Origin of the sequence: Dactylosporangium sp. NBC_01737 (genome assembly GCF_035963215.1) — a bacterium.
In the GTDB taxonomy this organism is placed as follows: Bacteria; Actinomycetota; Actinomycetes; order Mycobacteriales; family Micromonosporaceae; genus Dactylosporangium.
The window spans coordinates 6330475-6348974 of sequence record NZ_CP109153.1 but is presented as its reverse complement, the minus strand read 5'-3'; the positions used below and the strand labels follow the sequence as shown (position 1 = coordinate 6348974).

The 18500-nt window shown below is 71.8% G+C and carries 14 protein-coding genes; 11 read left to right on the top strand and 3 right to left on the bottom strand.

Annotated elements, in window-relative coordinates:
* Positions 1 to 16 precede the first annotated feature (16 nt).
* From OHA72_RS28640 to OHA72_RS28620, 5 genes are all read left to right on the top strand, one after another.
* Entirely contained in the window at positions 17 to 1249 is a 1233-nt protein-coding gene (locus OHA72_RS28640; RefSeq protein WP_327010885.1) for a DUF2071 domain-containing protein, read from the top strand.
* Positions 1246 to 1974: a class I SAM-dependent methyltransferase gene (locus OHA72_RS28635; protein ID WP_327010884.1), complete on the top strand. Its 729-nt coding sequence runs from the start codon at positions 1246 to 1248 to the stop codon at positions 1972 to 1974. Before OHA72_RS28640 ends, OHA72_RS28635 begins: the two co-directional genes overlap by 4 nt.
* Entirely contained in the window at positions 1971 to 2378 is a 408-nt protein-coding gene (locus OHA72_RS28630; RefSeq protein ID WP_327010883.1) for a hypothetical protein, read from the top strand. The genes OHA72_RS28635 and OHA72_RS28630 overlap by 4 nt, the downstream gene beginning before the upstream one ends.
* 50 nt (positions 2379 to 2428) lie before the next feature.
* Entirely contained in the window at positions 2429 to 3193 is a 765-nt protein-coding gene (gene pcaD / locus OHA72_RS28625; protein WP_327010882.1) for a 3-oxoadipate enol-lactonase, read from the top strand.
* Positions 3194 to 3320: 127 nt separating this feature from the next.
* Positions 3321 to 4259 (top strand): nucleotidyl transferase AbiEii/AbiGii toxin family protein, encoded by a 939-nt coding sequence (locus OHA72_RS28620; RefSeq protein ID WP_327010881.1) that lies wholly within the window; start codon positions 3321 to 3323, stop codon positions 4257 to 4259.
* 3 nt (positions 4260 to 4262) lie between these two features.
* Here the strand turns inward: OHA72_RS28620 and glgA are convergent, their stop codons facing one another.
* Positions 4263 to 5447, bottom strand: coding sequence for a glycogen synthase (gene glgA / locus OHA72_RS28615; RefSeq protein WP_327010880.1), 1185 nt, complete (start codon positions 5445 to 5447; stop codon positions 4263 to 4265).
* A gap of 143 nt (positions 5448 to 5590) precedes the next feature.
* Between glgA and glgC the strand changes: the two genes are divergently transcribed.
* Genes glgC through glgB form a run of 5 tightly spaced genes read left to right on the top strand, consistent with a single transcriptional unit; the run spans position 5591 to position 14226 of the window.
* A complete protein-coding gene (gene glgC, locus OHA72_RS28610; protein WP_327010879.1) occupies positions 5591 to 6826 on the top strand; it encodes a glucose-1-phosphate adenylyltransferase in 1236 nt (411 codons plus the stop codon).
* A gap of 52 nt (positions 6827 to 6878) precedes the next feature.
* Entirely contained in the window at positions 6879 to 9005 is a 2127-nt protein-coding gene (locus OHA72_RS28605; RefSeq protein WP_327010878.1) for an alpha-1,4-glucan--maltose-1-phosphate maltosyltransferase, read from the top strand.
* A gap of 20 nt (positions 9006 to 9025) precedes the next feature.
* On the top strand, positions 9026 to 10756 hold the full coding sequence (gene treS, locus OHA72_RS28600; RefSeq protein WP_327010877.1) for a maltose alpha-D-glucosyltransferase: 1731 nt from the start codon (positions 9026 to 9028) through the stop codon (positions 10754 to 10756).
* 15 nt (positions 10757 to 10771) lie between these two features.
* Complete coding sequence (locus OHA72_RS28595) at positions 10772 to 12109, top strand: maltokinase N-terminal cap-like domain-containing protein (protein WP_327010876.1); 1338 nt, start codon at positions 10772 to 10774, stop codon at positions 12107 to 12109.
* 8 nt (positions 12110 to 12117) lie between these two features.
* The gene (glgB, locus tag OHA72_RS28590; RefSeq protein ID WP_327011683.1) at positions 12118 to 14226 is read left to right on the top strand and encodes a 1,4-alpha-glucan branching protein GlgB; all 2109 of its coding nucleotides are present in this window, start codon (positions 12118 to 12120) and stop codon (positions 14224 to 14226) included.
* Between the two features lie 49 nt (positions 14227 to 14275).
* Here glgB and OHA72_RS28585 read toward each other — a convergent pair whose 3' ends face one another.
* Positions 14276 to 14884 (bottom strand): hypothetical protein, encoded by a 609-nt coding sequence (locus OHA72_RS28585; protein WP_327010875.1) that lies wholly within the window; start codon positions 14882 to 14884, stop codon positions 14276 to 14278.
* Positions 14885 to 15139: 255 nt separating this feature from the next.
* On the opposite strand from OHA72_RS28585, the gene OHA72_RS28580 reads away from it, so the two are divergent.
* Complete coding sequence (locus OHA72_RS28580; protein WP_327010874.1) at positions 15140 to 15271, top strand: hypothetical protein; 132 nt, start codon at positions 15140 to 15142, stop codon at positions 15269 to 15271.
* Between the two features lie 1574 nt (positions 15272 to 16845).
* On the opposite strand, the gene OHA72_RS28575 is transcribed toward OHA72_RS28580, so the two are convergent.
* Positions 16846 to 18474 carry an FAD-dependent monooxygenase gene (locus tag OHA72_RS28575; RefSeq protein ID WP_327010873.1) on the bottom strand — a complete coding sequence of 543 codons (1629 nt, stop codon included), beginning with the start codon at positions 18472 to 18474 and terminating at the stop codon, positions 16846 to 16848.
* Positions 18475 to 18500 lie beyond the last annotated feature (26 nt).

The following is an 18500-nucleotide window of genomic DNA, read 5'->3' as shown; positions in this document are numbered from 1 at the left end:
GCTGGAGAAGGTGACCATGTTGCAGGCCCTGCGGCGGCACCCGCTGCCGATGCGCACCCGGTTCGGGCACTCCCTCGTCCTCACGTACGCACTACCGCCGGCCGTCCTGGAGCCGCTGCTGCCGCCCGGCCTGGCGCTCGACACGTACACCGCGGCCGACGGCTCCACGCACGGCTTCGTCGCGGTCGGCATCGTGTCGACCCAGGGCCTGCGACCCGCGCCGCTGCCATCCGCGTTCGGGATTGACGTCGTCCTCACGGGCTACCGGATCTTCGCGAGGTTCCCGACCCCCGGCGGGAGGACCATGCGCGGGCTGTACATCCTGCGCAGCGACACGCACCGGGTCGCGCTCGCCGCCGCGGGGAACCTGCTCACCAGGTACCACTACCGCCTGGCCCGGGTCCGGCTCACGCTCGACGGGGACCGGCTGACCGCCACCGTCGACAGCCGCGACGGGGGCGCCGACCTCACCGTCACCGCCGACCTGGGCTCCCGGCCCGCGCCGCTGCCGCCCGGCTCACCGTTCGCGCGTGGGTCCGAGCCGCTGCCGCCCGGCCCACCGTTCGCGCGTGGGTCCGAGTCGCTGACGGCCGGCCCACCGGTCGCGCAGGAGTTCGCCGCAAAGGGGTCCGACCCGCAGCCACTCGACTCACCGGTCGCGCGGCGGTCCGAGCCGCTGCCGTCCGGCTCAGCGTTCACGCCGGGTTCCGAGCTCCTGGCGCTTGGCTCGCCGGTCGCGCGGCGGGGCGCGTCGCTGCCGGCGGGTTCGGCGGTCGGCTCCCGGTCCGCGCGGATGTCGCCGGGTTCGTCGGCCGTGGGGAGCGAGCCGGGTTCGTCGGCCGTGGGGAGCGAGCCGGATTCGTCGTTCACGGAAAGCGACCGGCCGGGCTCGGCGCTGCCCGACCGCCTCCTAGGCACCGTACCGCAACGCCACAAATTGATCTCCAGTGGCGTCACCACCCACTCACGCTCCGTCGAAAGTGACGCGGGCGCGGCGCGGCGGTTTGCTGGGCCGTTGCCGTACACCTTTGATTATGAGGCGGCGACGGGATCGATCGTCGTGGTCAAGGCGCACCGCAGCGACTGGACGCCCGAGCCGGTCGCGGTCCACGTCAGCCGGTGCACGTTCCTGGAGCGCGGGCCGTTCGCCGGGACGCGGCCGGTCCTGGCGCAGGCATTCCACGTCGCCGGCCTCGACTACAGCTGGCACCGCGGGGTCCGCCGCGCACTCGACGGGAGTGTCCGGTGAGGCGCGGGCATCAGGTGGCCGGCGTCGCGCGCATGGTCCGCTACAACTGGCCCAAGTACGCCACCGCCGCCGCCACGCTGCTGGTGGTCGCCGTCCTGCCGTGGCCGTGGTCGCTCCTGACCGTGCCGGGTGCCGCCGGGGTCGCCGTGAGTCTCGCCGCCACCTGGTGGGCATACGACCACAGCCGCCTGTACGACTGGCGCTGGGCCCTCGACCTGCTGCCCGCGAACACCGAGCCCCAGCGGTACGCGGTGGTGAGCACCGGGCTCGACGAGATCAGCCCGGCGCTGCGCGAGTTGCTGCCCGGTGCCGAGCCGACGCTGCTGGACTGTTACGACCCGGTGGTCATGACGGAGGGTTCGGTCCGGCGGGCGAGGCGGCTGAACCCGCCGCCGGACGGTTCGGTGCGCGCCGACGCGGCCTGCCTGCCCGTCAGGGACGCCGGGCAGGACGCGGTGTTCCTCGCGTTCGCCGCGCACGAGCTGCGGGTGCCGGCGCAGCGGCGGGCCCTGTTCGCCGAGGTTGCCAGGGTGCTGCGGCCAGGTGGGTACCTGGTGCTGGTCGAGCACTGCCGCGACGCGGCCACCGTCGCCGCGTACGGGCCCGGGGCCTGGCACTTCTACCCGCGCCGCGAATGGCTGCGGCTGGCCCGCGGTGCCCGGCTCGCTCCTGCCGGGGAGGCGACGATGACACCCCTGGTGCGGGCCCTGGTGTTCAAGCGATGAGCCTCGACCTGCAGCTGCGGCTCGTCGGCGCCGTGCTCGTCGGGCTCGGTGTCGCCCACGTGGCGCTGCCCCGGGTGCTGGCCTGGGGGCCGCAGTTCGCGCCGCTGCAGCCGCTGACCAGGCACGTGCTGTACACCCATACCTTCTTCATCGGGGTCATGTGCGTCCTGCTCGGGCTGGCGCCGCTGCTGCTCGCCCCGGATCTGCTCGCGCCCGGGCGGGTCCCGGCGGCCGTGCTCGGCGCGGAGTGCGTGTTCTGGGGGCTGCGGTGGGGTGCGCAGTTCGTCGCGTTCCCGCCGCAGACGTGGCGCGGGTCGCGGCTGTACCGGGCCGGGTACGTGGGGTTCACGCTGCTGTGGACGTGGATCGTCGCGGTGTTCGCAGCGGCATTGTTCACACGCTGACGCGCCGACGGCCGGAGCCGGGGAAGGGGCGGGCGTGGTACAACGACGCGGTGACGGCAACGACGCTGTTCCAGCGCACCAGTGGACCCCCCGGCGCGCCGGTCCTGCTGCTCGGCGGTTCGCTGGGCAGCAATCTCGACATGTGGCGCCCCCAGCTGCCCGCGCTCGCCGACCTGCGGGTGGTGCGCTTCGATCACCGTGGTCATGGTGCGTCGCCCGCGCCGCCGGGGCCGTACCGGATCGAAGAGCTGGGCCGGGACGTCCTGGCGCTGCTCGACCGGCTCGGTATCGCGAAGGCCTCCTACTGCGGGCTGTCGCTGGGCGGGATGGTCGGCATGTGGCTGGCCGCCAACGCCCCCGACCGGATCGAGCGGCTGGTGCTGATCTGCACGGCGGCGCACCTGCCGCCCGCCGACGGCTGGGCCGCCCGCGCCGGGCAGGTCCGCTCCGCGGGCATGGGCAGCATCGCCGACGCGGTCCTCGGCCGCTGGTTCACGCCCCGGTTCCGGGCGGCGTTGCCGGCGAAGGTCGCGCCGTACCGGGCGATGATCGCGGCGTGCCCGGCGGAGGGGTACGCCGGCTGCTGTGAGGCGATCGGCGGCATGGACCTGCGCGACGACCTGCCGAGGATCACGGCGCCGACGCTGGTCATCGCGGGTGCCGACGACCCGGCGACGCCGCCGGAGCACGGTGAGCGCATCCATGCGGGGATCGCCGGCAGCCGCCTGGTCGTGCTGCCCGGCGCCGCCCACCTCGCCAACGTCGAGCAGGCCGACGCCATCGGCCAGCTCATCAGAGACCATGTCCGCGGATGAAGAGACCATGCCCGCAGATGAAGACACCACGTCCGCGGATGAAGAGACCACGTCCGCGGATGAAGAGACCACATCCGCGGATGAAGACACCACGTCCGCGGCTGACGAGACCATGTCCGCGGTGCAGATGGATCCGCTGAGGGCGCACCGGGACGTCCTCGACCACGTCCTGGCCGTCGTCGCCGCCGACCCGGTCGGTGACACCCTGGTGCTGCGGGGCAGCATGACGATGCCCGCGTGGGTCGGTGCCCGGGCCCGCCCGCCGGGCGACCTCGACTGGGTGGTCCGCCCACCGGTCGTCGCCGGGCTGGACACCCGCGACCCGCACCCGTACCTGGAGCGGATCGACCCGGTGCAGTACTGGCCGGAGGCGACGCAGGGCGCCGGCCGCGCCCAGCCGTGGACGTTCCAGGACGAGGACACCGGCGGGGTGCGGGCGCTGCTGCCGCCGGAGGGGCTGCGCTGGATGTACGCCGAGGAGCTCGACGCCGAGGACCCCGAGACGCAGCCGCACGCGATGGTCCTGGACCTGCTGGAGAAGGACCCGCGGACACCGGGCGGCGCGGTGCTCGACGTCAGGAACGCGAAGCCCGACCAGGACTGGAACTACGCCGGATTCCGCCGCGAGTACGGCGGCTCGGCGGGCGCGCGGGTCCTCGTGCCGTGGCGGGCCGGTGAGCTGACCGGCACCGTGCAGCTGGACTTCGCCTACGACGAGCCGCTGCCGGAGCCGCCGGTGCTGACCGCGGTCCCGCGTGGCGCCGGCGGCGCCGCGACCGCGACGTGGACGGCGAGCCGTGAGCTGTCGCTGCTGTGGAAGCTGCAGTGGCTCGCCGACGACCAGACCCGTGAGGGCGCCGCCCGTGGCAAGGACGTCTACGACGCGGTCCTGCTCGGTGAGCTCGACGGCGTCGAGCTGCCCGCCCGGCTGCGCCGACTGCTGCCGCCGCTGGACCCGGACCTGGTCCGGGTCATGCGGGTCGACTGGTCCAGCCACCCGGTGCACGACCCCGACAGCTGGCTGGACCGCCTCGCGTGGGCGGTCCAGCACCACTGCCGGAGCTGACGACTACGACACCGACCGGTAGACGTCCAGGGTCTGCTGGGCGATCGCCGACCAGGAGAAGTGGTCGAGGGCGCGCTGCCGTCCGGCCCGGCCGAACTCGGCGGCGCGGGCGGGCTCCTCCAGGAGCTCGTTCATCGCGTCGGCGAGGTCCGCGACGAACTTCGCCTCGTCGAGGGGGGTGCCGGAGCCGTCGGTGATCTGTTCGATCGGCACCAGCAGGCCGGTCTCGCGGTCGGCGACGACCTCGGGGATGCCGCCGGTGGCGGTCGCGACGACCGCGGTCTGGCAGGCCATCGCCTCGAGGTTGACGATGCCCATCGGCTCGTAGATCGACGGGCAGACGAACAGGGTGGCGTGGGTGAGGACCTGGATGACCTCGCGTTTGGGCAGCATCTCCTGGACCCAGATGACGCCGGAGCGGGTGACGCGCAGGTCGTCGGCGAGCGCGGTCACCTCCGCGGCGATCTCCGGGGTGTCGGGGGCCCCGGCGAGCAGGACGAGTTGCACGTCGGCGGGGAGCCTGCGGGCGGCGCGCAGCAGGTACGGCAGGCCCTTCTGGCGGGTGATCCGCCCGACGTACACGATGCTGGGCCTGGACGGGTCGACGCCGAGCCGGGTCATGACGTCGGTGGCGGGGTCCGGGGCGTACTGCTCGGTGTCGATGCCGTTGTAGATGACGTGGACGCGGTCGGGCTCGACGCGGGGGTACGCCTTGAGCACGTCTGCCTTCATCCCGGCGGAGACGGCGACGACGGCGTCGGCGGCCTCGATCGCGGTGCGCTCGCACCACGACGAGAGCGCGTAGCCGCCGCCGAGCTGGTCGGCCTTCCAGGGGCGCAGCGGTTCGAGGCTGTGGCTGGTGATGACGTGCGGCACGCCGTGCAGCAGTTTGGCGGTGTGCCCGGCGAGGTTGGCGTACCAGGTGTGGCTGTGCACCAGGTCGGTGCCGGCCGCGCCGGCGGCCATGGCGAGGTCGACGCCCATGGTCCGCAGGGCGGCGTTAGCCCCCGAAAGACCGGGCGGGTCCTGGTAGCCGACGACGCCGGCCTCGCTGCGGGGGGCGCCGAAACAGTGGACGCGCACATCCAACGGCAGCCGGCGAAGTTCACGCGCCAGATACTCCAGGTGAACGCCGGCTCCACCGTAGACGTCGGGGGGATACTCTCGAGTGAGCAGGTCTACACGCACGTTGCAAAGACTAAGCTGTTTCCAGCTCCGCCGGGCTGGCGCCCGACGGTTCCGTGGGGGGCTGCGCCTCCCCACACCCCCACGCTTCGCGCTTCTAGCAGTTCGTCTGGCGCAACACGCCGGACACGTTTAGCGTCTCGACCATGGCCGCCAAAAAAGTCCTCGCGATCGTCCTCGCCGGCGGCGAGGGCAAGCGATTGATGCCCTTGACCGCTGACCGGGCGAAGCCGGCCGTGCCCTTCGGCGGGATCTACCGCCTGATCGACTTCGTGCTGTCCAACCTGGCCAATGGCGGCTACCTGAAGATGGTCGTGCTGACGCAGTACAAGTCGCACTCCCTGGACCGGCACGTGACCAAGACGTGGCGGATGTCGACGCTGCTGGGCAACTACGTGACCCCGGTGCCCGCGCAGCAGCGGCTCGGCCCGCGCTGGTTCGCCGGGTCCGCGGACGCGATCTACCAGAGCCTGAACCTCATCAACGACGAGCGGCCCGACTACGTGATCGTGTTCGGCGCGGACCACATCTACCGGATGGACCCGGAGCAGATGATGCGCCAGCACATCGAGTCGGGGGCGGCGGTGACGGTCGCCGGGATCCGCCAGCCGCTGTCCAGCGCCGATCAGTTCGGGGTGATCGAGGTCGCCGACGACGGGCGGCAGATCTCCGCGTTCCGTGAGAAGCCCCGCGACGCCAAGGGGCTGCCGGACGCGCCGGATGAGATCTTCGCGTCGATGGGCAACTACATCTTCACCACCGCGGCGCTGATCGAGGCGGTCACCCGCGACGCGCAGGACCCGTCCAGCAAGCACGACATGGGCGGCAACATCATCCCGTATTTCGTCGAGAAGCACGAGGCGGCGGTCTACGACTTCAGCAACAACGTCGTGCCCGGCAGCTCCGAGCGTGACAAGGGCTACTGGCGCGACGTCGGGACGCTCGACTCGTTCTACGAGGCCAACATGGACCTCATCGCGGTCCAGCCGGTGTTCAACCTGTACAACTTCGAGTGGCCGATCTACACGGGCAACAGCCCGTGGCCGCCGGCGAAGTTCGTGCACGGCTGGGGCGAGCGCGTCGGCCGGGCGGTCGGCTCCATGATCTCCCCCGGCGCGGTGATCTCCGGTGCCCTGGTCGAGAACTCGGTGGTGTCCCCCAACGTCAAGGTCCACTCGTGGGCGCACGTGGAGGGTTCGGTGCTGATGGAGGGCGTGGACATCGGGCGGCACGCCGTGGTGCGCAACGCCATCCTCGACAAGAACGTGATCGTGCCGGAGGGCGCCGAGATCGGCGTCGACCTGGAGAAGGACAGGACCCGGTACACGGTCTCCGACGGCGGGATCGTGGTCATCGGCAAGGGTCAACGCATCGAACCGTAGGAAGACGACGCTAACGCTGCCAACCCCGCGCGGATTCGATACGGTGAGGATCATGGGTACCCCGACGCCCGAAGCGACCGACACCGCGCCCCCCGTGGTGCCTGCCATCCCGAGGACCGACACCGAGACCGCGCTGGCCAGCGAGGATCCGGTCGTGGTCGCCGACACGCCCGCCGGCACCTGGCAGCCCGCCACCGGTCCGAGCGTCCCGACCGGGGACCGGTTCCCGATCGAGCAGGTCACCCCGCAGGTCGAGGGCGGCCGGTTCCCGGCGAAGGCCGTCGTCGGCGAGCTGGTCCCGGTGACCGCGGTCGCCTACCGTGAGGGCCACTCGATGATGGGCTGCAACGTGGTCCTCATCTCCCCCGAAGGCAAGGAGGGCCCGTTCAGCAGGATGGGTCCGGGTGCACCTGGCACCGACCGCTGGCACGGCACGGTGCGGCCCGACGCGGTCGGCGCGTGGACGTTCGCGGTCGAGGCGTTCTCCGACCCGTATCTGACCTGGCACGACGCGGTGACGAAGAAGATCGGCGCCGGGCAGGGCCTGCAGGACCTCGGCAACGACCTGGCCGAGGGCGCGGCGCTGCTCAACCAGGCGGCGACCGGCGTCCCGGCCGCGGAGCGCAGCAGGGTCACCGGCGCGGCGCTGGCCCTCGCGGACGCGACGATTCCGTTGTTCGCGCGGATCTCCCCCGCGCTCGGCCTGACCGACGTGCTGTGGCGGTATCCGGTGCGCCAGCACGTGACCCGGTCCAAGGAGCTGCCGATCTGGTGCGACCGGCAGCGGGCGCTGTTCTCCGCGTGGTACGAGTTCTTCCCCCGGTCCGAGGGTGCCGTCGTCGACGAGCACGGCAAGCCCGTGAAGCACGGCACGTTCGCGACCGCGACGCCGCGGCTGCAGCAGGTCGCCGACCTCGGCTTCGACGTGGTGTACCTGCCGCCGATCCACCCGATCGGCCGGGTCAACCGGAAGGGTCCGAACAACTCCCTGGTCGCCGGCCCGCAGGACATCGGCTCGCCGTGGGCGATCGGCGCCGCCGAGGGCGGCCACGACGCGATCCACCCGGACCTGGGCACCCTCGAGGACTTCCGGGCGTTCATCGCCGCCGCGCACGACGCCGGCGTGGAGATCGCGATGGACCTGGCGCTGCAGTGCGCGCCGGACCACCCGTGGGTCACCGAGCACCCCGAGTGGTTCACCACCCGCGCCGACGGTTCGATCGCGTACGCGGAGAACCCGCCGAAGAAGTACCAGGACATCTACCCGCTGAACTTCGACAACGACCCCCTCGGCATCCGCGACGAGGTGCTGCGGGTCGTGCTGCACTGGGTCGAGAACGGCGTGAAGATCTTCCGGGTCGACAACCCGCACACCAAGCCCGTCGGGTTCTGGCACTGGATCATCAACGAGATCAAGTCGGTCGAGCCGGACGTGCTGTTCCTGGCGGAGGCGTTCACCCGCCCGGCGATGATGCACGGCCTGGGCAAGCACGGCTTCACGCAGTCCTACACGTACTTCACGTGGCGGGTGCAGGCGTGGGAGCTGCGGGAGTACGTGCAGGAGCTGATCGCGGCCGCGGACTACATGCGGCCCAACTTCTGGCCGAACACGCCGGACATCCTGCCCGAGCACCTGCAGCACGGCGGCCCACCGATGTTCAAGATCCGGGCGGTCCTGGCGAGCCTGCTCAGCCCGTCCTGGGGCATGTACGCGGGCTTCGAGCTGTTCGAGCACCTGCACCGGCCGGGCTCCGAGGAGTACCTGGACAACGAGAAGTATCAGCTGCGGCCCCGCGACTGGGCCGCCGCCGAGGCTGCCGGGGAGTCCCTGGCGCCGTACCTGAAGAAGCTCAACCATGTGCGGCGGGACAACCCGGCGCTGCACTGGCTGCGCAACACGGTCTTCCACGGCATCGACAACGAGCAGGTGCTGTGTTTCTCGAAGCGGGACCCGGACAGCGACAACACCGTCCTGGTCGTGGTGTCGCTGGATTCGCACAGTGTCCAGTGGGGTAACACCACGCTGGACATGCCCGCGCTCGGTTTCGACTGGCACGAGCGGTTCACGGTGCGCGATGAGCTCACCGGTGCGACCTTCGACTGGGGACAGCACAACGCGATCCGGCTCGACCCTCTCTACGAGCCGGCGCACGTGTTCACGGTGCACCGTCACCGGTAACAAGCAAGGTAGGTGGCAGCATGACGGATCCGGTCGAGGGCACCCACGTCACCGACGGCACGGTCGAGCATCCTTCCGCGAGTGACTTCGGTCAGGCGCGGCTCGTGCCGACCGACACCACCTGGTATCAGCGCGCGGTGTTCTACGAGGCCCTCGTCCGAGCGTTCTCCGACTCCAACGCCGACGGTTCCGGGGACCTGCAGGGGCTGATCAACCAGCTGGACTACCTGCAGTGGCTCGGCGTGGACTGCATCTGGCTGCCGCCGTTCTACGACTCGCCATTGCGTGACGGCGGCTACGACATCCGCGACTTCTACAAGGTGCTGCCGGACTTCGGCACCGTCGATGACTTCGTGGCGTTGCTGGACGCGGCGCACAAGCGTGGCATCCGGGTCATCACCGACCTGGTCATGAACCACACCTCGGACTCGCACCTGTGGTTCCAGGAGTCGCGGCGGGACCCGTCCGGGCCGTACGGCGACTACTACGTGTGGAGCGACGACAGCGCCGCCTACGCCGACGCGCGGATCATCTTCGTGGACACCGAGGAGTCCAACTGGACGTTCGACCCGGTGCGCCGGCAGTTCTACTGGCACCGGTTCTTCCACCACCAGCCGGACCTCAACTACGAGAACCCGGAGGTCCAGCGGGAGATGCTGGACGTGCTGCGGTTCTGGCTCGGGCTGGGCATCGACGGGTTCCGGCTCGACGCGGTGCCGTACCTGTTCGAGGACGAGGGCACCAACTGCGAGAACCTGCCGGCGACGCATGAGTTCCTGCGCCGCTGCCGCAAGGTGATCGACGACGAGTTCCCCGGGCGGGTCCTGCTCGCCGAGGCCAACCAGTGGCCGGCCGACGTGGTCCAGTACTTCGGCGACGGCGACGAGTGCCACATGGCGTTCCATTTCCCGCTGATGCCGCGCATCTTCATGGCGGTGCGCCGCGAGTCGCGCTTCCCGATCTCGGAGATCCTGGCGCACACGCCGGAGATCCCGGCGAACTGCCAGTGGGGCATCTTCCTGCGCAACCACGACGAGCTGACCCTGGAGATGGTCACCGACGAGGAACGCGACTACATGTACGCGGAGTACGCCAAGGACCCGCGGATGCGCGCGAACGTCGGCATCCGCCGGCGGCTGGCGCCGCTGCTGGAGAACGACCGCAACCAGATCGAGCTGTTCACCGCGCTGCTGCTGTCGCTGCCCGGGTCGCCGGTGCTGTACTACGGCGACGAGATCGGCATGGGCGACAACATCTGGCTCGGCGACCGCGACGGGGTGCGCACCCCGATGCAGTGGACCCCCGACCGCAACGCCGGCTTCTCCCAGGCGAACCCGGGCAGGCTGTACCTGCCGGCGATCCAGGACCACGTGTACGGCTACCAGTCGGTCAACGTCGAGGCGCAGAAGGAGAGCTCGACGTCGCTGCTGAACTGGACCCGCACGATGCTCGCGGTCCGCCGCCGGCATGAGGCGTTCGCGGTCGGCACGTTCCGGGAGCTCGGCGGGTCCAACCCGTCGGTGCTGGCCTTCGTGCGCGTCCACGGCGACGACGTCGTACTGTGCGTCAACAACCTGTCGCGGTTCCCGCAGCCGATCGAGCTCAACCTGCAGCAGTGGGCCGGATACACCCCGATCGAGCTCACCGGTCACGTCCAGTTCCCGAACATCGGCCAACTGCCCTATCTGCTCACCCTGCCCGGCCACGGTTTCTACTGGTTCCAGCTGTGTGGCCCGGCTGAGCAGAGCTGAGGAGAGAGCTTCGTCATGACTGCCCTGCCGTTCACCGACTGGCTGCCGCATCAGCGGTGGTACGCGGGCCGTAACCGCACCCTGACCGACGTGCGGCCGGCTGCGGTCACGCCGCTGCCCGACCAGGTCGACCACGTGCTGCTCGACGCGCACTACGAGGACGGTGGCACCGAGCGCTACCAGGTGTTCGTCGGCTGGGACCTCAACGTCATCAGCGAGTTGCAGGCGGCGGCGCTGATCGGCGCCGACGGCGACCGCACCGGCTCCGACGCGCTCTACGACGAGCAGTCCGCGCAGCGGCTGCTCGGACTCATCGACACCGGCGCGACCGTCGACGGGATCCGGTTCGTGCCGGAGCCGGGGGTGGCGCTGCCGGTGCAGGCGCCGGCGCGGGTCGTGGACGCCGAGCAGAGCAACACCAGCGTCGTGTTCGACAGCGCCGCGATCCTCAAGGTCTTCCGCCGGGTGACGCCCGGCATCAACCCGGACCTGGAGCTCAACCGGGTCCTGGCCCGCGCCGGCTGCCCCAACGTGGCCCGGCTCCTCGGTGCGGTCGAGAGCACCGACACCGACGGCGCGCCCGTGACCCTCGCCATGGTCGCCGAGTATGCGCAGAACTCCGCGGAGGGCTGGGCGATGGCCGCGACCAGCGCCCGGGACCTGTTCGCCGAGCACGACCTGAACCCGGAGGAGGTCGGCGGCGACTTCGCCGGCGAGTCGTGGCGGCTCGGCGAGGCGGTCGCGCACGTGCACCGCACCCTCGCCGTCGAGCTGGGCACGTCCACGGCGCCGGCGCCGGCCGAGGCGATGCTGGCCCGGCTGGACGCCGCGGTCCAGGCGGTCCCGCAGCTGGCCGAGTTCGTGCCGGGCGCGCAGGCGATGTTCCGCAACGCCGGCGACGAGCCGATCAAGGTGCAGCGCATCCACGGCGACCTGCACCTGGGCCAGGTGCTCCGCACCCCCGAGTCGTGGCTGCTGATCGACTTCGAGGGTGAGCCAGGTGTACCGGTGGAGCAGCGCCGCCGCCCCGACTCCGTGCTGCGCGACGTGGCCGGGATGCTGCGCTCCTACGAGTACGCGGCCTACCAGCTGCTCGTCGGCGAGGAGCAGGACCTGGCCCTCGCTGAGCGGGCCCGGCAGTGGGTGGAGCGTAACCGGACCGCATTCTGCGACGGCTATGCTGCCGCCGCCGGCTACGACCCCCGCGAGGACCAGGCGTTGCTGTGCGCCTACGAGCTGGACAAAGCGGTCTACGAGACCGCTTACGAGTCCCGGCACCGGCCGACCTGGCTGCGGATCCCCCTGCAGTCCATCGAGCGGCTGGTCAAGGGCTCTTTGACGGAACCCAGGTGACGGAGCTTATGAATCTCGACGACCTCATCGCCGGCCGGTCGCACGACCCGCACGGCGTCCTCGGCGCCCACCCCGCCGGCGACACGACCGTCATCCGGGCGCTGCGCCGCGGCGCGGGCACCGTCACGGTCGTCGCCGACGACGAGCGCCACCCGATGCGCCAGGTCCACGGCGACGGTGTCTTCGAGGCCGAGCTGCCGGGCGTCGTCACCGACTACCGCATCGACGCCGACGGGGTGCTGACCGACGACCCGTACCGGCACCTGCCGACGGTCGGCGAGTTGGACCTGCACCTGATCCAGGAGGGCCGGCACGAGCGGCTGTGGACGGTCCTCGGCGCGCAGATCCGCCCCGGCGGGGTCGCGTTCGCGGTGTGGGCGCCCAACGCCCGCGGGGTCAGGGTCGTCGGCGACTTCACCGGCTGGGACGTGCACGCCGGCTGGCCGATGCGGTCGCTGGGCGGCAGCGGCGTGTGGGAGATCTTCGTGCCGGGCGCGCAGGCGGGCCATCGGTACAAGTTCCGCCTGCTCACCCCCGACGACGGCTGGGTCGAGAAGGCCGACCCCCTCGCCCAGCACACCGAGGTCCCACCGGCGACCGCGTCGGTGGTGCACCGCTCCGGCTACGACTGGAAGGACGCCGACTGGCTCGCCCAGCGCGCCGAGCGCCGCACCCACGAGGCGCCGGTCAGCGTCTACGAGGTCCACCTCGGCTCGTGGCGCCCCGGGCTGTCCTATGTGGAGCTCGCCGACCAGCTGACCGAGTACGTCAGCGACCTGGGCTTCACCCACGTCGAGTTCATGCCGGTCATGGAGCACCCCTTCGGCGGCTCCTGGGGCTACCAGGTCACCGGCTACTACGCGCCGACGGCCCGCTTCGGCAGCCCCGACGAGTTCCGCTACCTGGTCGACCGCCTGCACCAGGCCAACATCGGCGTCATCCTCGACTGGGTCCCCGCGCACTTCCCGAAGGACTCCTGGGCCCTGGCCCGCTTCGACGGCACCCCGCTGTACGAGCACGGCGACTGGCGCCGCGGCGAGCACCCCGACTGGGGCACTCTCATCTTCGACTTCGGCCGCTCCGAGGTCCGCAACTTCCTCGTCGCCAACGCCCTGTACTGGTGCGAGGAGTTCCACGCCGACGCCCTGCGCGTCGACGCCGTCGCCTCCATGCTCTACCTCGACTACTCCCGCGAGCACGGCGAGTGGGCGCCGAACCAGTACGGCGGCCGCGAGAACCTCGACGCGATCTCCTTCCTGCAGGAGGCGAACGCGACCGTCTACAAGCACCACCCCGGCATCATGATGATCGCCGAGGAGTCCACGGCGTGGCTCGGCGTCACCCGCCCCACCGACTCCGGCGGCCTCGGCTTCGGCTTCAAATGGAACATGGGCTGGATGCACGACACCCTGACCTACGTCGCCAAGGACCCGGTGTACCGCCAGTACCACCACAACCAGATGACCTTCGCCACGGTGTACGCGTGGAGCGAGAACTACATGCTGCCGATCAGCCACGACGAGGTCGTGCACGGCAAGGGCTCCCTCATCGGCAAGATGCCCGGCGACCTGTGGAAGAAGCTCGCCAACGCCCGCGCCCTGCTGGCGTACATGTGGTCCTTCCCCGGCAAGCAGCTGCTCTTCATGGGCTGCGAGCTCGGCGACGAGCAGGAGTGGAGCGAGGAGCGCGGCCTGGACTGGGGCCTGCTGCACGACCCGCAGCGCGTCGGCCTGCAACGCCTCGTCCGCGACCTCAACGCCGTCTACGCCCACACCCCGGCCCTGTGGAGCCAGGACATCACCCCCGACGGCTTCCGCTGGATCAACAACGAGGACTCCGGCGGCAACGTCTTCTCCTACCTGCGCTGGGGCACCGACGGCTCCGCGGTCGCCGTCATCGTCAACTTCGCCGCCCACCCGCACGAGGGCTACCGCGTCGGCCTGCCCTTCACCGGCCGCTGGGCCGAGATCCTCAACACCGACGCCGACACCTACGGCGGCTCAGGCGTGGGCAACATGGGCTCCGTCGAGGCCACCGCCGTGCCGTGGAACGGCTTGCCGGCCTCCGCCGAGCTGCGGATCCCCCCGCTCGGCGCCCTCTGGCTGAAACTCGGCTGACGGTCCCGCCCCGGGGCGGCGTTCATCCGCCCCGGGCGCTGGGTCGGCCTCAATCCAGCCAGTACCAGCCGTCGCCCAGCGACCACCGGACCTGGCACGGGTCCGCGAAGCAGTCGAACCGCCCGCCCGTCGGCCCGTCCCCGAGGTACGCGTAGCCGACCGCGCCGTCCGGTATCCCGGCCCAGGCGGGCAGAAACACCGCCGTCGCCCCCGGCCCGATCCGGGCCGCCTTCTTGTTGATCGACAGGTGCTCCAGCTCCGGTGGGAGCCGGTCACCGTAATAGTCGTCGGCGCCGAACGCACCGTCGCGGGCGAGCGCCGCCACGGCCGCGAAGTCGTCCCGGTTGACCCGGTAGTACCCGTGCACGAACACCGACGCCCAGTCGACCGCCCGGATGCCGACGGGCGCCAGCAGGCACAGCCCGAGCACCGGCACCGCCACCCACGGCCCGGGCCGCCGCCACAGCACACCCACGGCGACCGCGGTGCACACGGCGGCAACCGCCCACGCCAGCATGATGACGGGCCAGGCGAGCAGCCAGAGGTTCGCCAGCCAGATCCCGAACAGGTACACCCCCGCCACGAGCCCCCAGCCCACGGCCGCCACCAGCACCGGCACCACGATCTGCCACCCGAGCCGCAGCCCCGCCCGCCACATGCCCGCAATGATCGGGCCCGGCCCGACCGGCCCGCCATCCACTCCGCCGATGCTTCACCGAATCTCCCCGTCCTGCGCCTCCCCTGCCGGTCCGCGTCCCGCAACGCCGGGTCGGATACGCGCCGACGCAAACGACGGCGTTGAGCCCGTGCGGCCGACTCAGACTGGAGCGTTCCGTGGAGGTTGCATCGTTCGCGATGGGTGTGGTTGGCGATCCGAGAAGTACAGCGCCGGGGAGCCATCGAGGTCGTGACCATGGTGATCTACCGGCACCTGGTGCCGGCGCCGGTCGCCGTGCCGGACCACTACGCCTACGACTTCTCAGACCGGCTCATTCCCGTGCCCTGGAGCTTCTCCGACGGGCATCGAGACTCATACATCGCTTGACTGGCACAACAGAGGGATGCGACACATCGGGGGCGAGCGGGCAACGGGGGGTGGCGGGGGTGCTGGAGAATGGCGGGCGGCGTGATCACAGGTAGATCACGTTCACTGGGTGCCGCCAACCACGCGGCGGGGGGAAAGCGTCGGAGGCTGTGTGAGCCCAACTCTCGGCGGGGTGACGGGGCCCGCCCAGCGGGCGACCCTGCCCACCATTCCGCGTCAACGTGTCAGAGCCGGCGGTGTCGGTACACCGGAGGCACCAGGGAAACGCAAGGTCAGGTTCGCGACGGTCGGAGCCGTCCTGGCCGGGGTCGCGGTGCTGCTGCTGGGCTATCTGCGCATGGCGCGGGCGACGCCCACCAACAGCGACGCGGCCGCCAACGCGCTGCAGGCGTGGGACATGCTGCACGGCGACGTACTGCTGAGCGGCTGGACGCTCAGCGACGTGTCGTTCTACCCGACGGAGCTGGTCCAGTACGCACTCATCGAGGTGTTCTACGGCCTCGACCAGGACGTCGTGCACGTGGCGTCGGCCATGACGTATCTGCTGCTGATCCTGTTCGCGGCGCTGGTCGCGAAGGGTGACGCCACCGGGCGTGCGGCGTGGGCGCGGGTGGCGGTGGTCGTGGCGACCCTGCTGGTGCCGCAGCCGCACGGCGGGTGGGCGATCGTGCTGTATGCGCCGGATCACACCGGCACTGCGGTGCCGCTGCTGCTCGCGTGGCTGATCGTGGACCGGCGGGGTGGCACGCCGCTGCGGCGGTGGTGGCCCGTGGGCGTGCTCGTGGTCCTGGCGCTCGCCCAGGTCGCCGACCCGCTCGCGATGTTCGTCGGCGCGGTGCCGCTGACGCTGGTCAGCGCCGCGCGGCTGGTGAAGGGCCGCACGTGGCGCGGGCCGGACGCGCACCTGCTGGTGGCCGCGGCCGGTTCGATGGCGCTCGCGCACGGGCTGCTGGCCCTGATCTGGTGGGGCGGCGGGTTCTCCGTGCACTCGCCGGTGGCCCGGTTCAGCCCGACCGGGGAACTCGGCGACCACGTGGTGACGGCGGCGACGGCGACGGCGCACAACTTCGGGGCGTACCTGCCGGCGCTGGACGGGCCGGTCGCGCTCGCCGCCGGGATCGTCAACCTGGCGCTGCTGCTGCTCGCGGTGGCGGCGGCCGGCACGACCGTCGCGAGGTTCTTCCGCGCGCCGCAGGGCGACCGGGTCGCGGAGGTCATGACGACCGCGATCCTGGTCAACCTCGCCGCGTTCATCGCCTCGACGCAGGCCGGCGACATGGGCAGCGCCCGGCAGATCGTGACCGTGCTGCCGTTCGGCGCGGCCCTGGCCGGGCGGCTGTGGGGCGAGCGGCTGCTCGCCGCCGGTCCGGCCGCCAAGCGCGTCATGGCGGCCGCGGCCGTGGTGCTGGTCGTGGCGTTCGGCACGCAGGCGGCGTCGGCGCGGCCGGAGCCGCCGGAGGCACACGCGGTCGCGGAGTACCTCGTCGCGCACGACCTGCGCTACGGCCTCGGCAGCTACTGGGGCTCCAACAACATCACCGTCGCCAGCGGCGGGCGCACGCACGTGGCGCCGGTCATCGGGCCGGACGTCCGCTCGTTCCGGTGGGAGTCCGACGCCGACTGGTACGACGCCGCCAAGCACGACGCTCGGTTCCTGGTCGTGGACCTGAAGCACGCCCGGTACGGCACCGTCGAAGGTGCGCTCGCGCAGTTCGGCCCGCCGGTCGAGCGGCACGACTTCGGCCGGTGGGCGCTGCTGATCTACGACCACAACCTGCTCGTCGGGCTGCCGGCGCAGTGTGGCGGCCTGGCCGCCGCCACCCACACGCACTGCCCGCCGCTAGCGCCGAAGGTTCCCGGCGCCGGCCTCCTGGAGAAGTAGACCCCGCGCGGCGGCGGGCCGGCCGTCGGGGTGCAGCAGCAGCGCGCCGGCCGGCTCCACGCCGAGCAGGCCGGCCGTCGCCGCGTCCAGGCGGTGCGTCCCCGGCCGTGACGGATCCCGTGTACCGCGGCCCGACCAGCAGCGTGCTGCGGGGGCCGAGCAGGTCCAGGGTCGACACCGGGGTGCCGTCCCGGTCGAGCCATGCGTGCGGCAGCCGGCCGCCGAGGTCGTTGGCCAGTTCGCCGGCGGCGGCGCGGTAGCTGCCGTCGGGCTGCGCGGAGCGTGCCGCATTGCGCAGCCCGACGGGCCGCCGCTCGGTCTCGTAGGTGTCCAGCAGCTGCGGACCGGCCCAGCCCAGCAGCACCCACGCGAGCTTCCAGCCCAGGTCGTGGCCGTCGTGGATCGCCGTGTTCATCCCGGTACCCCCGCGCGGCGTGATCTGGTGCGCCGCGTCGCCGGCGAGGAACATCCTGCCGGTGCGGTACCGCTGTGCCAGGCGCACCGTGAAGGTGAACCGGGCCTCGCGGGTGATCCGCGGCCGCAGGTCGGCGACGCCGGTCGCGGCCCGCAGCAGGTCCACGGTGCCGTCGCGGCCGTCGGTCTCCCGGCCGTACACCCAGCGGTCGCCGCCGGCGGGCAGCAGCACGCCGGACACGGCCGGGTCGGTGAGGGGGTAGATGCCGTGGCGGCGCTCGCCGAGGTGCTCCCACAGCGGCGCGTGGAACATCGTGGAGGAGTAGTCGGCGAGCACGCCGGGGCCCTCGGTGCCGATGCCCGCCGCGTCGCGCACGACGCTGCGCGGCCCGTCGGCGCCGACGACGTACGCGGCGGCGACGATTCGGGAGACGTCGGTGCGCCGGTCCCGCAGCCGGGCGAGCACGGTGCCGCCGGGGCCGCCGGGGCCGTCGTGCAGGTCGGTGACCTCGGTGGCCTGGTGGACGCGCACGTTCGGGAAGCCGCGCAGGTGCTCGAGCAGGACCTCCTCCAGGGCGTCCTGCGGCACACACGCCGGCCAGGTCGGGCTGACCGCGAGGGCCTGCTCGCGGGTGGGGAAGCCGATGTCGGCCACGACGCCGTCGGGCGCGGTCAGGTTGCGGGCGACGCGGGCCTGCCAGCTGACGTCGGGCCCGGCGGCGCGGACCCGCTCCTCGATGCCCCACGAGCGGAACAGCTCCATGGTGCGGGTACTGACGGCGGTGGCGCGGGGCAGGCTGGTGGTGTCGGCCCGGCGCTCCACGAGCAGCACCGGGACCCCGTACCGGGCGATGGTGACGGCGGTGGTCAGACCGGCGGGGCCGGCGCCTACGACGAGGACGCGCATCGGTCCCCTCCTTTTCACTGGACAGA